13 protein-coding genes, 1 tRNA gene and 1 pseudogene are annotated in these 14,080 nt (G+C 32.8%); 9 read left to right on the top strand and 6 right to left on the bottom strand.

Annotated features, from left to right (window positions below; translation table 11 throughout):
• Positions 1-253: 253 nt before the first annotated feature.
• The gene (gene odhB, locus BVG17_RS01505) at positions 254-1,426 is read right to left on the bottom strand and encodes a 2-oxoglutarate dehydrogenase complex dihydrolipoyllysine-residue succinyltransferase (protein WP_063630493.1); all 1,173 of its coding nucleotides are present in this window, start codon (positions 1,424-1,426) and stop codon (positions 254-256) included.
• 155 nt (positions 1,427-1,581) lie between these two features.
• Here odhB and BVG17_RS01500 point away from each other — a divergent pair, with 155 nt between their 5' ends.
• From BVG17_RS01500 to BVG17_RS01490, 3 genes are all read left to right on the top strand, one after another.
• Positions 1,582-3,120 carry a hypothetical protein gene (locus BVG17_RS01500; protein WP_241654119.1) on the top strand — a complete coding sequence of 513 codons (1,539 nt, stop codon included), beginning with the start codon at positions 1,582-1,584 and terminating at the stop codon, positions 3,118-3,120.
• A gap of 235 nt (positions 3,121-3,355) precedes the next feature.
• Positions 3,356-4,051, top strand: coding sequence for a polyprenyl diphosphate synthase (gene uppS / locus BVG17_RS01495; protein WP_063630495.1), 696 nt, complete (start codon positions 3,356-3,358; stop codon positions 4,049-4,051).
• Positions 4,041-4,667, top strand: coding sequence for a phosphatidate cytidylyltransferase (locus BVG17_RS01490; RefSeq protein WP_063630497.1), 627 nt, complete (start codon positions 4,041-4,043; stop codon positions 4,665-4,667). The genes uppS and BVG17_RS01490 overlap by 11 nt, the downstream gene beginning before the upstream one ends.
• A gap of 14 nt (positions 4,668-4,681) precedes the next feature.
• Here the strand turns inward: BVG17_RS01490 and BVG17_RS01485 are convergent, their stop codons facing one another.
• Together BVG17_RS01485 and coaD are read right to left on the bottom strand one after the other, a co-directional pair.
• Positions 4,682-4,891 (bottom strand): zinc-finger domain-containing protein, encoded by a 210-nt coding sequence (locus BVG17_RS01485; protein WP_006013766.1) that lies wholly within the window; start codon positions 4,889-4,891, stop codon positions 4,682-4,684.
• Positions 4,892-4,962: 71 nt separating this feature from the next.
• Positions 4,963-5,469, bottom strand: coding sequence for a pantetheine-phosphate adenylyltransferase (coaD, locus tag BVG17_RS01480; RefSeq protein WP_063630499.1), 507 nt, complete (start codon positions 5,467-5,469; stop codon positions 4,963-4,965).
• 74 nt (positions 5,470-5,543) lie between these two features.
• Between coaD and BVG17_RS01475 the strand changes: the two genes are divergently transcribed.
• Both BVG17_RS01475 and BVG17_RS01470 read left to right on the top strand, forming a co-directional pair.
• Positions 5,544-5,616, top strand: a tRNA-Phe gene (locus BVG17_RS01475).
• Between the two features lie 60 nt (positions 5,617-5,676).
• Positions 5,677-6,606: a gamma-glutamyl-gamma-aminobutyrate hydrolase family protein gene (locus BVG17_RS01470; protein ID WP_063630501.1), complete on the top strand. Its 930-nt coding sequence runs from the start codon at positions 5,677-5,679 to the stop codon at positions 6,604-6,606.
• A 312-nt stretch (positions 6,607-6,918) separates the two neighbouring features.
• Here the strand turns inward: BVG17_RS01470 and ubiH are convergent, their stop codons facing one another.
• Entirely contained in the window at positions 6,919-8,076 is a 1,158-nt protein-coding gene (ubiH, locus tag BVG17_RS01465) for a 2-octaprenyl-6-methoxyphenyl hydroxylase (RefSeq protein WP_063630502.1), read from the bottom strand.
• Between the two features lie 161 nt (positions 8,077-8,237).
• On the opposite strand from ubiH, the gene BVG17_RS01460 reads away from it, so the two are divergent.
• Complete coding sequence (locus BVG17_RS01460; protein ID WP_063630504.1) at positions 8,238-8,888, top strand: hypothetical protein; 651 nt, start codon at positions 8,238-8,240, stop codon at positions 8,886-8,888.
• Positions 8,889-9,112: 224 nt separating this feature from the next.
• Here the strand turns inward: BVG17_RS01460 and BVG17_RS01455 are convergent, their stop codons facing one another.
• The gene (locus tag BVG17_RS01455) at positions 9,113-9,781 is read right to left on the bottom strand and encodes a septal ring lytic transglycosylase RlpA family protein (RefSeq protein ID WP_063630505.1); all 669 of its coding nucleotides are present in this window, start codon (positions 9,779-9,781) and stop codon (positions 9,113-9,115) included.
• A 26-nt stretch (positions 9,782-9,807) separates the two neighbouring features.
• Here BVG17_RS01455 and BVG17_RS01450 point away from each other — a divergent pair.
• A pseudogene (locus BVG17_RS01450) lies at positions 9,808-10,636 on the top strand (Mur ligase domain-containing protein); the annotation flags it as partial.
• Positions 10,637-11,162: 526 nt separating this feature from the next.
• Here the strand turns inward: BVG17_RS01450 and BVG17_RS01445 are convergent.
• Positions 11,163-12,236: a multidrug effflux MFS transporter gene (locus tag BVG17_RS01445; RefSeq protein WP_143688831.1), complete on the bottom strand. Its 1,074-nt coding sequence runs from the start codon at positions 12,234-12,236 to the stop codon at positions 11,163-11,165.
• 16 nt (positions 12,237-12,252) lie between these two features.
• On the opposite strand from BVG17_RS01445, the gene BVG17_RS01440 reads away from it, so the two are divergent.
• Together BVG17_RS01440 and BVG17_RS01435 are read left to right on the top strand one after the other, a co-directional pair.
• Complete coding sequence (locus BVG17_RS01440; protein ID WP_063630509.1) at positions 12,253-12,798, top strand: GNAT family N-acetyltransferase; 546 nt, start codon at positions 12,253-12,255, stop codon at positions 12,796-12,798.
• A gap of 221 nt (positions 12,799-13,019) precedes the next feature.
• Positions 13,020-13,949 carry an AEC family transporter gene (locus BVG17_RS01435; RefSeq protein ID WP_063630511.1) on the top strand — a complete coding sequence of 310 codons (930 nt, stop codon included), beginning with the start codon at positions 13,020-13,022 and terminating at the stop codon, positions 13,947-13,949.
• Positions 13,950-14,080 lie beyond the last annotated feature (131 nt).

Raw genomic sequence — 14,080 nt, 5'->3', positions numbered from 1 at the left:
AAGTTCCACTGGTCTACTCTCCCCCTATTTTCCTGGCTTTTTCACTAACTTCTAATCCGCAACTGGGGTTATAGAAGCTGGAATTCCAGTGTCAGCTACTTTAGATAACACCAAAGGGGCTAGTCGAATTTTTTAGGCATAGATCACAATGTCCGTACAGTAAGCACTGATCATTTTTTGTATAAGTTACCTTTGCAAATGTTTGTACAGCTGTAACACCCATCTTGAAAACTTCTTGTCGCTTTTAACCTGCTTAAATTTCTAAAATCAATCTATTTGGATCTTCTATGTAATTTTTGATTTTCACAAGGAAAGTAACTGCCCCTTTACCGTCAACTATTCTGTGGTCGTAAGAGAGAGCAATGTACATCATTGGTCTGATTTCAATTGAGCTACCTACAGCAACTGGTCTATTTTGTATTGAGTGCATGCCAAGTATTCCAGATTGGGGAGGGTTGATTATTGGAGTAGAAAGAAGTGAACCGTATACACCACCGTTTGAGATAGTAAATGTTGCACCTTCCATTTCCGATACTTGCAGCTTACCTTCTCGTGCTTTTTTGCCAAGGGCAACTAAAGTTAGTTCAATTTCAGCAAATGACATTTGATCAGCATTGCGAATAACCGGTACAACAAGAACTTTATCAGTGCCAACAGCAACACCTATGTCATAGTAATTTTTATATATGATTTCATCACCTGAAATTTCAGCGTTAATCTCACGAATTTCTTTTAGTGCTTGCACTGCTGCCTTTATAAAAAACGACATGAAACCCAGTTTTATTCCATATTTCTTTTCAAAAGTTTCTTTATACTTTGCCCTCAGATCCATGACGTTTTTCATGTCAATTTCATTGAACGTGGTCAGTATTGCAGCAGTATTTTGCGATGCTTTCAAACGAGCAGCAATGACTTGCCTTATTTTGCTCATTTTCACTCGTTCTTCTCTTCTCTCTCCACTTGCTACGCTTTTTGGCGATTCATATTGTTTTACCGCAGGTTGTTCAGCCTTACTCATATGGTCTATCACATCTGCTTTGGTTACTCTGCCTCCCATGCCAGTTCCTTTTACACTTTCTGCACTGATTGCATTCTCTTCCATAATTTTACGAGCTGAAGGGGCGTCTTTTTTAGCAGCGCTTTCGCCCTTATTTTCTTCTTTCATTTCTTCTTTTATTTCTCCTACAGCAAGTTTTGCCAGTAACTGATCAGGGCTAATTACATCATCTTCTTTCACAAAAAATTCGGTTATTTGTCCTGAAGCTTCTGCAGTTAATTCGAGTGCTGTTTTGTCAGTCTCAATTTCAAAGATCAAGTCATCTACTTTTACTGCTTCGCCAATATTTTTCTTTATTTTTATTATACCTTCCGTAACTGATTCACCACCAAGAGTTTTTGGCGCTCTTATTTCTATAATTTTGCTCATAAAATAACTTCTATATAAAACTTTCTATAAATTTATACATGAAAAGAGACATGTAATAAACTAATAAATTCATTAGGCCTTTTGTCATAATGCTTGATTATTTCTTTTTATATATTTATTTAAAATTAAAATACTAAGTAAATTGAAATAAGATTATGGATTTTGATAAAGCAGGCAACTCAGAAGATTTAGATAATGAAAAACTTCAACTAATATGTAAGGCTTACAACAGAGAATTACTATCAAATAAAGAAACTGTTGATAACATCAACAATTACGATGATGAAATGTTTAGGTCCATGCTAAAAGATGCACCTTCGAGGGAAAAGATTCTAGAAATACTAAAAGGTGGGGAGGTTTGCAATATCAACAATGAATTCGAAAGTAGTGATAGTGAGGAGAATGAAAAAGATTATGGATATTATGATAATTCTGATTACGAGGAAGATGAAAAAAATGATCCGAATAGCTTCGCTAAAGAAGCACTAGGAAATAAAGGAATTAATGAAAAACATGTTGATGATGTTCAGTTTTGCAACGATGCAGATGTGGGAATACCACTAGAAAATCAAAATGCTATTAGGAATATCCGTTTTATTCAATGGATGATAGTTGAGAGTGATGGTAAGCTTAGTGAGCAAAATGTTACAGAATTACTAAAAGATTCGAGTTCTATTGATCGAATTAACTCTCTTGATGATAAAAAGCTTCAACTTATACTCAAGAGTGATAAGTTTAGTGGTGAAAATATTATAGAGTTATTAGGAAATCAAAGAGTTGTTGAATACCTCTATTTTATTGATTATGAAAAATTTGAACTCATTCATAATAGTGATAAGTTTAATAGTAGCAAGTATGCTAGTAGCAGTCACAAGGTTATAAGGTTGCTAGAAAATCAAGAGCTTGTTAAGCACATCAATTTTATTGATTATGAAAAACTTCAATTCATACTTTGTAATGATAAGTTTCTTCTTAGCGATATTATAATACTACTAAAAAATCAGGAGGTTGTTGAGAATATCATTTCTTTTAACATTGAAAAATTTCGACTCATATTTTATAGTGATAAGCTTAACTGTGTAGATACAATAGAATTACTAGAAAATCAGAAAATTGTTGATTGCATCGATTCGATTGCTCTTAAGAAATTAGAACTCATATTTAATAATGGGAATTTTAGTTTTAAAAATATTATAAAAACACTAAAAGATCAAAAAATTGTTGATTGCATCAATTCAATTGCTCCTGAGAAATTAGAACTCATATTTAATAAGTTTAGTTCTCAAGATATTATAAAAGTACTAGAGGATCAAGATGTTGTTAAGGGCATCAATTCTGTTACCACTAAAGAGCTAAAAGCAATAACAGATAATGTTACTGGTAAGGTATTTGTCAATATATTTAAAAATTTTAAACCTAGCGTAAAGTCGACTTTGAGGCTTGCTATACTCCTGCGTAAAGCTGGTAAAATTACAGATATTAATATCGATTACTTGAACAACAAGGAACGTATTTACGAAGATATAATTAAATATGTTCCCCAAGAGCTGGACATAAATATAGAGTCACTTATACCACTCCCTACATTTAAAAGATATACTGAATGCGAAGAACCTGTGTCAAAATTATATAATTTATCTTTAGAGCAGGTTATTGAGAATATAAATCCAAATAAAAGAGCCAGGTATTCCTAACACCACTAAATTCATTTGTTTATAATAATTTCACTATATCGTAAAACCATCTATATCAGACTATTTTTACTATATTTTCTTGGTAAAATCACTGGCAGCTGACACCGAGGTTGAGAAAATTTTTGTAATATAGACTATCAATGATTTTTCAGTAATAATATAGTTTTAGGTGGATATAGTGAACGTTTCATACAGAGATATAGACATTAAGCTAATTAGAACAGGTTGAATTCAAATGTTGAATCTAGAATCTCTGCCAAAACATCTAGCAATTATTATGGATGGTAATGGTAGGTGGGCAAACAATCAAGGAAGGGTAAAAATTGATGGCTATAGAAAAGGCAGTGAGGTTGCATTTGATATTGCTAAGCATTGCACAGTCCTGGCCATACCTTACTTAACTTTGTATGCATTTTCCATGGAAAATTGGCTCAGATCTGAAAACGAAACAGACTACCTATTTAATTTATTTTACTCCACTTTAACTAATGAAGATAAAATGAAATTCATTTACAATTGTAACATTAAGTTAAATTTTATTGGCAATTTAAGTCTATTGCCCAGTAAAATATTCGATCAAATTAAAAAAGCAGAAGAAGTGACACATAAGAACGATGGTCTATTACTCACTGTTGCAGTTAGTTATGGAGCAAAGCAGGAAATTATACATGCTATCAACAACGTCATAAAAGGAAATATTGATTGCGTATTGGAAGAGGAATTTGAAAAATTTCTGTATACTAAAGATTTGCCAAAATTGGATTTATTAATTCGCACTGGTGGCGAAAAAAGGTTAAGCAATTTTTTATTATGGCAAGCAGCTTATGCTGAATTGTATTTTTGTGATACTTTGTGGCCCGATTTTTCTTGTCAAGATTTGACCAAAGCACTAGAAGATTATACAAAAAGAGAAAAAAAATATGGTAGATAATAACTTTATGGTTAGAATATTGTCCTCAATAGTAATATTACTCATATTTTCTTTTGCTACATATTTCAGTGATTTATCATTTTATCTACTAATTTTTTCAATTGCAGTTTTATCTTCTTTTGAATGGTATAATCTAACTCAGGGCAATAGAATCTTATACATTTTCGCATTACTATTAATCGCACTACCAAATGCCTCGCTAATATGCCTATATAATCTACCACAGGGAAAATATGCATTAGTATGGCTTATCTTAACTATTTGGAGCATCGATATTGCTGCCTATTTTTTCGGCAAAAATTTTGGTAAAACTAGAATTTGTCCAATCATTAGCCCTGGGAAAACTTGGTTAGGACTTTTTGGTGCAGTCTTAGCTGGAATAGTGTGTGCAATTTTTGGCTCAATATTTTTGAGTTTATTTCCAATTTTTTATTCTCCAATAATTGGTTTGATAGTTGCTATTCTAGCCCAACTTGGAGATTTCACTGAGTCACTCATCAAAAGAGTTTACAATGTTAAAGATAGTGGAGGTATTATACCAGGCCATGGAGGAGTACTTGACCGTATGGACAGTTTCATCTTTACTGCCCCCTTTATTGCTATTTACATAAGCTAAAGAATGAAGTGCTATTAACCTTTGGTCCTTTCCTTTTTATTCACTGCTTTCACCTCAACAAATTGAAATTCTTCGGAGTTCACTATTTCACTCATGGGCTTACTGCAATAAGGACAATACATTTCTCCTTCTTTATGTAAATATACTACTGGATGACCAGAACCATCATCATTCTCATCACCACGGCAGCAAACTATTAGATTATTATCCCTCACTTCTGACATACTGCTCCTTTATTTTATAGTATTTTGTACATCGAGCATAACCGCTTTGAAGTGGAGAAAACAACAAATATTTATTCTCCATTTTTTACCCTATTTAGATTAATCAATTCGCTTTGGACACTTTTTGATACAAAATTGCTAACATCTCCTCCTAATCTCGCTATTTCTTTCACAAAAACTGATGAGATAAATTGAGTATCTTCAGATGCAGGAAGAAATATAGTTTCGATTTCAGGAAGGAGTTTATAGTTTACCCAGCTCATTTGAAATTCATAATCAAAATCTGATACTGCTCTGAGCCCCCTGATAATAACAGAAGCATTTTGCTCTTTGGCAAAATTCATTAATAATCCATTGAAAGATATGACATCTGCGTCAATTCCTAGTCCTTTCACTTCATTTTCAGCCATGCTTGTGCGTAGATTTATGTTGAAACTAGTATGTTTGTTAACATTTTCTGCAACACCAATTACTAACTTATCGACTAGCTTACATGCTCTTTTTATTATGTCAAGGTGCCCCAAAGTTATAGGATCAAATGTACCAGGATAAATTCCTATTTTGTTATTAATGTTCATTCTTTGTTTCTATACTTCAAAAACTTTTGATGGACATGATAACGTTTTTTGTCTAAAAATGAAAGTACGTAGTTGGCCTGATAGCTCAGTTGGTAGAGCAAAGGACTGAAAATCCTTGTGTCGCTGGTTCGATTCCTGCTCAGGCCACATTCTTTTTCTTAATGTTCTATAGTATATTATAGTATTAATATAATTATTTAGGAAATAATGTATAAATGTTACAATAGAATATTTAATATACTATTAATTACATTTCTACTATTAAGTAATATCGCTTATAGTGAAAAAGTAAACAAAGAATTATCTGCTTTGACAGCGGAAAATGCAGTAAGTTATAATATAATTGTTGGTTTATTGCAAACAGATGAATCTCAAAATATTTATGAGATATTCAATAATTTTGGGGTTAAAACTATATTCATTGACTACGACAAAATAATTAATCTAAAAGAAATCCAAGAAGAGTTCGCAAAACAAGATGAAATATTGGCAAAAAAGCTGATACTAGATCGAATAAAAGTTGAAGTTGCAAAATTTATCAAAGAGCAAAAGATAAATAGAATATTTATTTCAGATAACTTTCATTCAGCTCTTAACCCTTACCGCCAGATTGTGAATGAAGCAATTGTAAAAATAGTAGATGACAATCCTACAATTCATTTGCTTGCCATATGCGGTGGTTTACAAGACATTATGTATGCAAAAGAAATTGAAGTAACAAATGTTGTTAATGATGAGAAGAATCATTTAAAATCAGCACAAAAAGAGAATATACCTCTTCAGCAGATAAAAATTGTTCCAGGTAGTCGTTTGGAAAAAGTGGTAGCTAGATTTTTACTACCTAATCAAAATGGCTGGTTTTCAACTTATTTTCCGAATGCTCATTCAGGTAAAGTAAATAATACTACAGAGAATAGAAGAAGGCTAGAGCTACTTGGATATAAAATTGCAGCATTTGCCAATGACGGGGTAATAGAAGCTATCGAAGATAAGCATGGTAATATTTACTTTCAAAGTCATCTAGAAGCCCTTGTTGTCAAATCAGATAAAAACTCTCGTCTGTCAAGCCAAAAGGCACGTCAGGTTTCAACACTAGTTACTATAGCGATTATAAATGATTTTCTTCATCGCATTTAATGCTAAAATAAGTAAAATCATTTAATGTCATGCTAGTGCCTTTTTTCTTGTCATCCAAGTAGCTGACACCATCATAAAGGAACCAGTGTCAGCTAATTGAATAACAAGAGAAGAACTACTGGAAAGAAATGGGTGTCATTCCAGCGCATGACGCTGGAATCCAGATTTATTTAAAGTTAAGTCTTCTGGATCCCAGTATCTAGACACTGGGATGATAAGAAAAGTCTACTTGAATAACAAGAGAGGAAGTACTGGTATGACACTTTTGGTGGAACACACATAACTGTACGAACATTGTTATACAACAGTGGTTTATATAAACCCCATAGCATGTCGAACGAAGCTTTTTTTAAGAAAATCTGAATTTTCAACTACCATTAAACCAAGATTGCTCAGAACTTTAACGCAAAGTATTCTGTTGGAAAATATTCTATTTAGTCCATCAGTTGCAAGTGCCATAGTAAAATTATCAAAGTATCTATCACGTGAAATTTTCTTCAATAGATAATTACTGCCAACATCAATGCCAGAAGATTTTGCAGCAGTTATTTGTCTAATAACACTCTCTACATCTCTCATTCCAAGGTTAAGTCCTTGACCTGCAACCGGGTGGATCGAATGTGCTGCATCGCCAATCAGCAAAATTCTGCTTTTATGCAGCTTCCTCGCGAAAGAAAAACTCAAAGGATAAAGTCTTCTTTCACCCTCTAATTCAATTTCTCCCAAATAAGAACCAAATCTTTTTTTGAGTTCTATGACAAATTCCTCTTCGGATAAGCTCATCAGCATTTTTGAAATTTCGCATTTTTCTGTCCAAACTATTGAAGAAGTATAGCCACCTTTCATTGGCAAAATTGCAAATGGACCACCAGGAAAAAACCGCTCTACAGCTAAGTTTTGGTGATATAGTTCATGTTTTACATTAAATACCATGCTATTTTGTTTATAATCAAATTTTATCATTGGTATAGAAAACAACTCTGGCAACTTAGAGTTTTTACCTTCAGCACAGATAAATAGTGATGATATCAATTTTTGATCATTATCAAGAGTAGCTTCCATGTATCCTTCGTCACAAGAGATTGTTTTATAGGAACGTGGAGAATATATATTGAGTTTATGCAAAAAATTGTTGTTGATTGCATTCCATATAATAGCGCTCTTGATTACATAACCCATTGGCTCTTCACCAACCATTTTATGATCATAATGCATAGTAAATGGGCTATTTCCATCTAATATGCATATATCAAGTATTGGTTCAGCTTCGCCTTCTAAGAGGCGCCAAATCCCTAATTTTTCTAGTATTTTTTTTGATCCTTGAGAAATAGCGAATGCTCGATTATCATTGACTGTGCATGGTAGACTATTTTTTTCAATGACGGCTACAGATACAGAATCATTACTAAGACCAATAGCAGTAATAAGACCAATTAGCCCACCACCTGAAATGATTACATCGTAACTCATTTTATTTACCTAAAATTATATTTTATCCGTTTTGAGGATAGTTTAAACAAACTTCGTAGATGCTGGACTTCTTATTACTACCTTAGTATACCTCAGATTAGTAATAAAGTATTAATTATTTCATGCTAAAATAGGTTTTCTTTTATTAAGGAAAACAGCTTATGACTATAGGTTGCAAAAAAGAATTGTCAAATTGCATTTCTAGGTACAGAGAAGAACTTGCAGAAAATAAAGCAGCAATTAGACAAACTTTAACTAGCGATAAAATTAATATAAGCGATTACTTTTATCAGGGTGATAAAATCTGTAACAAAGAGCTGTTTAACATAGGAAGTGAGTGTCAAGATACAAAATATGGTAGTCGACAAGAATATACGTATGATGAGTGGAAGGAAAAAATTGAAAAACCTCATGCTAGAGATTTGCAAGAAACGTTAAAAGGCAAAGATTCGCAAGAAGCGTTAAAAGGCAAAATATTAAAGAGTTTTGAGGATTATAAAAAGTATTATGAAAATGCTACTGAAGCTATAAAAAGAGAATTAGACATAGATTCAAAATTAAAGGCAATACTCAAAGAAAAGCAACAACCAGAAACTGATGAAACTCGAGCATATCATGACGTTATACGAGGTTTATATGAAAATGGAGACATGCGCTCTCAACTAAAGTGCAATGATCTTGATTGTTTTAATAGAACAATAGAAGATAATCTATCTCAAAAAAAATCCGAGCTAGCTGCTATAAAGGATGACTTTTTGGATAATACGCAAAATATTTTTCAACATATTCAAGTTGAAGATAGTATTTTTTAGAGAAATAAGATTATGCTATTTTTTAAATGAAATTTCTTAAGTGGTAGATTGTTTTTTACAGCTATAGGTGAGGTAGCTATCACTACTGAAATGTAACAAATAAAATACCAATCTTAAATATTGATATATTTCACGATAGTTTCTTAACTTGACACACATGCTTTTTTGAACATTCTCGTTTGTCAAATAGTTTCTGGCATACTACACAATCTGTACTGCAGGTTTTAACTTACTTTTACGCAGTATTGATCATTCTTGAAAAGCAATCTAACATTTTTTATTCCTTGATTACGAAGCTTTGATGCAGCTGATTTAGCTGCCTGAGCGTTTACAAAAAATGCTATGTATCCCTTGCTTTCTGTACTGTTTTGTTTTGGGTGACGTTTCTGCATTTCTTTTTCATATTGCCTTTTGTAATGAGGAGTATTTTGTATCAATTGTTCTGACCTCTGTCTTAAGTACTCGACTTTTACCTTCGCAAGCCCAGACTTATGAAGTCCTAAAACTTGTGCTGCTTTTTCTGACAAGTCTATTATTCTACCTTCAACAAACGGTCCTCTATCATTAACTCTTATAACAAGCTTTCTTCCATTTTCTAAATTAGTAACACGAACAAAGCAGGGTAGGGGCAAGGTCTTATGTGCTGCAGAAATCAAGTGACGATTGAACACTTCACCGTTAGCTGTAATTGTGCCATGATCTTCTATTCCATACCACGATGCTATTCCTACTTCCTCATAACAGCTACAGTATTTTGGGTGGTAGGTGATACCATTTATTGTATAGCTATTGCCAATTTTATAATGACCTGCGGTGTGATTACACCTATTGCTAAAACTACAACTACTCATCAAAACGAATATTAGACATAGAAAGGCTAGTTTTTTTATCATTGTACTTAGTGAAATGGTTCGATACCATGAGGATTTTAAATTATACTATAATAAATTTAGTAATAAGTAAACGTCTACTGCCAAATATGCACAGCACTAAAAAAGAAGTAATACATATAATCGGTATAGGTGGAATTGGAATGAGCGCAATTGCTGAAATTCTTCATAATTCCAGTTATAAAGTTCAAGGCAGTGATACGCGATCAAACGACAATATAGATAGGTTACAAAAATTAGGTATAGAGGTCTATATTGGTCACGATGCAAGTAGTATTAGACAAGCTCAAATAGTTGTACATTCTTCCGCAATAAAACCTGATAATGTGGAGCTAGTTGCAGCAAGAAATAACAATAAAACCGTTTTGCATAGGTCAGACATGCTGGTTAAAATTATGAAAGGTAAATATGTGATAGCAGTTTCAGGTTCAAGTGGCAAGACGACGACGACAGCTATGATTGCTTCCATTTTTGATCATTCTGGTGCTGACGCCACTGTAATTGTTGGAGGAATATTAAATTCCTATCAGAGTAATGCAAAACTTGGCAAAAGTGACATTTTCTTAATTGAGGCTGATGAGTCTGATGGAACTATGTTAAAAATTCCTTCAGATATTGCTGTTGTAACAAGTATTAATGACGACCATATAGACCATTACGGTACATTTAACGACATCAAAAATGCGTTTTCTAGATTTGTAAACAACGCGAATTTTGCTATTTTACCTGATTCTGCAGACATCAATCATGATGCGAGTAATTCTATAAAGTTTTGGTTTGGAAATGGTAAAATTAGAGCTAGCAACATCAAACAACACAATAATAGCATAGAATTTGACGTGCTGATTAGTATAAACGAAAGTAATCGTATTCCATTGTCCACTACTCGAGTAGTTGAGAGGGGTGGAATAAAAGCAGCCCTTTCTTCATCACCTCAATGCTTGAAACTGGATTCTCGTTTCAATGTTAAACAAGATACTACAGAATTTAAGAGGACAATCCCTAGAAAATCTCTACATTCAAAAAAAGTAAATCGTACTAATGCTATTTGAACAAGCTAGCGTAAAAGTAAGCTAAATTTTTTAAGGTACAAAAATAGCAAGAAACAGTTGTTTGAAAAAAATTGGAATTTGATTGGATTGCTGAAAATTGGCTCTCAAACTTTAGGCGCATGAGCAAGATAATACTCTTTAACTAATATAGATTAGTGATTTGGAAGAGATACATCTAGAGCAGCCGGCAAAGTTACAATACATATTACCGCAATAACTAGAAATGAGAAGGATCTATATGGTGATTATAGATTTTTCCAGATCTTGAAAACAATAAATAGACAGTAAATTAGAACTACTGCAAAAAAAACAAGAATAGCTGCACTGATTACTTAACCATTGTAAACGTAGCTTGTTAAGCCGATAAAAATAGCCATAACAAAAGCTCTAATGAACGAGAGTGCAGAAGAAGCCGTACCTTTAATTTCAGGAAAAACGTTTATTGATGCGTTAAAAACCACTGGCTGGCATATTGCACAACCAATAGAAAAAATAATCATAGATAGTGTTACTAAGTAGAAAGAATGGGGCATAATTACACTGAGTATTACAAACAATAGAGATACGATAGCACCCACGCTCGTACCAGAAATTACACACCATACGGCTCCAAATTTTTTGAGGATCTTAATGGAAAATAGGCTAATTAGTGAGAAGGACCCAACTATTGCACCTTGATGTAGTGCATAAATAGTACTGGATAAGCCAAAAGTTTCCATATACAAAAAAGGTCCGCAAGTAATGAATGACATATAAGCAGCAGAGAAGAGGCTCTGCTGCAAAGACAGAACCATAAATTTTGAACTCGATAATAATTTTCTGTAATCTTTCATCATTTTTTTCAAACTGAAAATATCGCGGTCCTTTTTTGTTTCTGGTAACAGAAAAAGCAGTAAAATCGAAGAGATTAAACAAAGTATTGCAACAGTTGCATAATTACCACGCCACCCTACAATTTCATTGATGAAACTGCCTAACACTGGCGCAATTGCCATGACAACTGTTAGAACAGAATTCATGATTCCAATAAATTTTATTGCTTTGTCACCCTGATAACTGTCTGCAACGATTGCAAACACAACTACAGATGTGCTTGCACCAATACCTTGAATAAAACGAAAAATTAAAAGAGAAAAAACCGACGGTGCAAAAACACAACCAACAGCGCCGATTAATAACAAAGTGTTACCTATGATCATAATCCTTCTTCTGCCATAACATTCAGACAATGGACCAAAAAATAACCCTCCTATGCAAAAGCCTAGGAAATTATAAGCAATAGTTAATTGAATTGTTCCTTCTGATACGTTAAAATAGCGTACTATATCAGGAAAACTAGGTACAGAAATATCAATTTCAATGAACTTAGCAATTAGAGATAGGATTAATAGGAACGGTAGTAACACTTTAAATCTTTAATTAATGAATAAAAATATCACATTTAAAGCGTTGAAAGAAGAACATTTTTCACTATTATTAAGATGGCTAGAAGCACCCCATATAAAGAATTGGTGGGATGCGGATATAAATTGGACACCAGAGTTAATTGAGAAAAAATATAGCAACTACGTTAAAGGATTCAAACGTTTGAAATCTAAGACACAAATTATTGAAAAACCAATGCACGCATTCATTATTAATTGTGATGGAGTTGATATTGGTTATATTCAATACTATAACAAACATGATTTTCCACCTGAGCAGGGCTACGATACTTCTGAGCTTCCAGAAAGCTGTGCTGCTATAGACTGGTATATCGGAGAGCTGGATTATGTGGGCAAAGGCATTGGTCCACAAGCTTTGAATATATTTTTAAACGAATTTGTCTTTAAAGTTTCTGAAAATGCTTTTGTTGACCCAGATACAGCAAATGTTCGTGCAATCCGTGTTTACGAAAAAGTTGGATTCAAAAAAATTATGGAAAGTAATAGTGCGATTTTAATGATTAAGGCAAGAATTTCTGATTAAATTATTACAAGTGGTTTACAAAAACATACAAGAGGCTTTATACAAATTTAACATAATTTTATCATAAAAATATTATTCTTAGGTCCTCAAATTTTGGCACTCAGTGAATCTTTTTTTACTAACTATGAGTTTAATCAATTGGAAAATAAATTTTATTTACTTTTACAATACCTTAAAATCTAATATCACTTTATCAGTCAAAGGTATCACAATAGGCTAGTATGTTCTTTACTCTTTTTCTAAAAATATTACCTATTTACATTACAATACTTATTGGTTATTTAGCAGGAAAATACCTTAAAATTGATAGAAACACTATATCCCAAATACTCTTTTATATAGCTAATCCAATAGTGATTTTATACGGAGTATCTCATACAGAAGTTAATTTAAAAGTAATTTCTCTGCCGATTTTGATATGGTTTATAGGTAGTACTATGTCCTTATCAGTGTATTATCTTTCTTCTTTTTTATTTAAGGACAACACGAGAAACATATTAGCGTTTAGCTCGGGCAGCACAAGCATGGGTTATTTTGGTCTACCGATTGCCATGGCTTTATTTGATGAAGATTCAGTGTCTGTGTATGTTGTCTGTTACATAGGAATGGCACTATTTGAAAATAGCTTGGGATTTTATATAGCTGCAAATGGTATCTATACTGCAAAAGAATGCGTATTAAAGTTACTCAAACTTCCTTCATTATATGCGATGATTCTAGGTTTCTTTTTAAGTATATATGATATACAAATACCCACTTTTTTGACGGATGTTATGATAAATATCAGAAGTACATTTATCACATTAGGAATGGTGCTGCTTGGAGTAAGTATTGCACAAATTACAAATTTTAAAGTAGATTGGAAGCTTGCCTTGACCACTATTGTAGCAAAGTACATATTCTGGCCGTTATTTGTTTTGGGAATTGTCTTGCTAGACAAGCATGTTACAGGTATATACGATGAAAGCATCTATAAAGCACTGATGTTACTGGCTATTATTCCGATTTCTGGGTCCAGTATAATACTTGCTAATATTTTAAATTACCAACCAGATAAAGCTACTTTATTGCTCCTAATTAGTACTGCAGTGGGACTATTTTATGTTCCACTTATAATATCATTATTTTTTACTAAACTTGTCCCTTTTTGATCAAAAATTTAAGCGCTAGGCCTATTCACAAAACTTGAATTTATACTAGACTTCTTGGATAATCATAAAAGAAACTAATCCTTTTTTCCTCTCTTTTCTTATTTTTTCATACAGAATAGGAAGTTATCAAT

The sequence above is a fragment of the Wolbachia endosymbiont of Laodelphax striatellus genome, from assembly GCF_007115015.1.
Taxonomy (GTDB): domain Bacteria; phylum Pseudomonadota; class Alphaproteobacteria; order Rickettsiales; family Anaplasmataceae; genus Wolbachia.
This window is presented reverse-complemented; position numbering and strand designations above follow the sequence as displayed.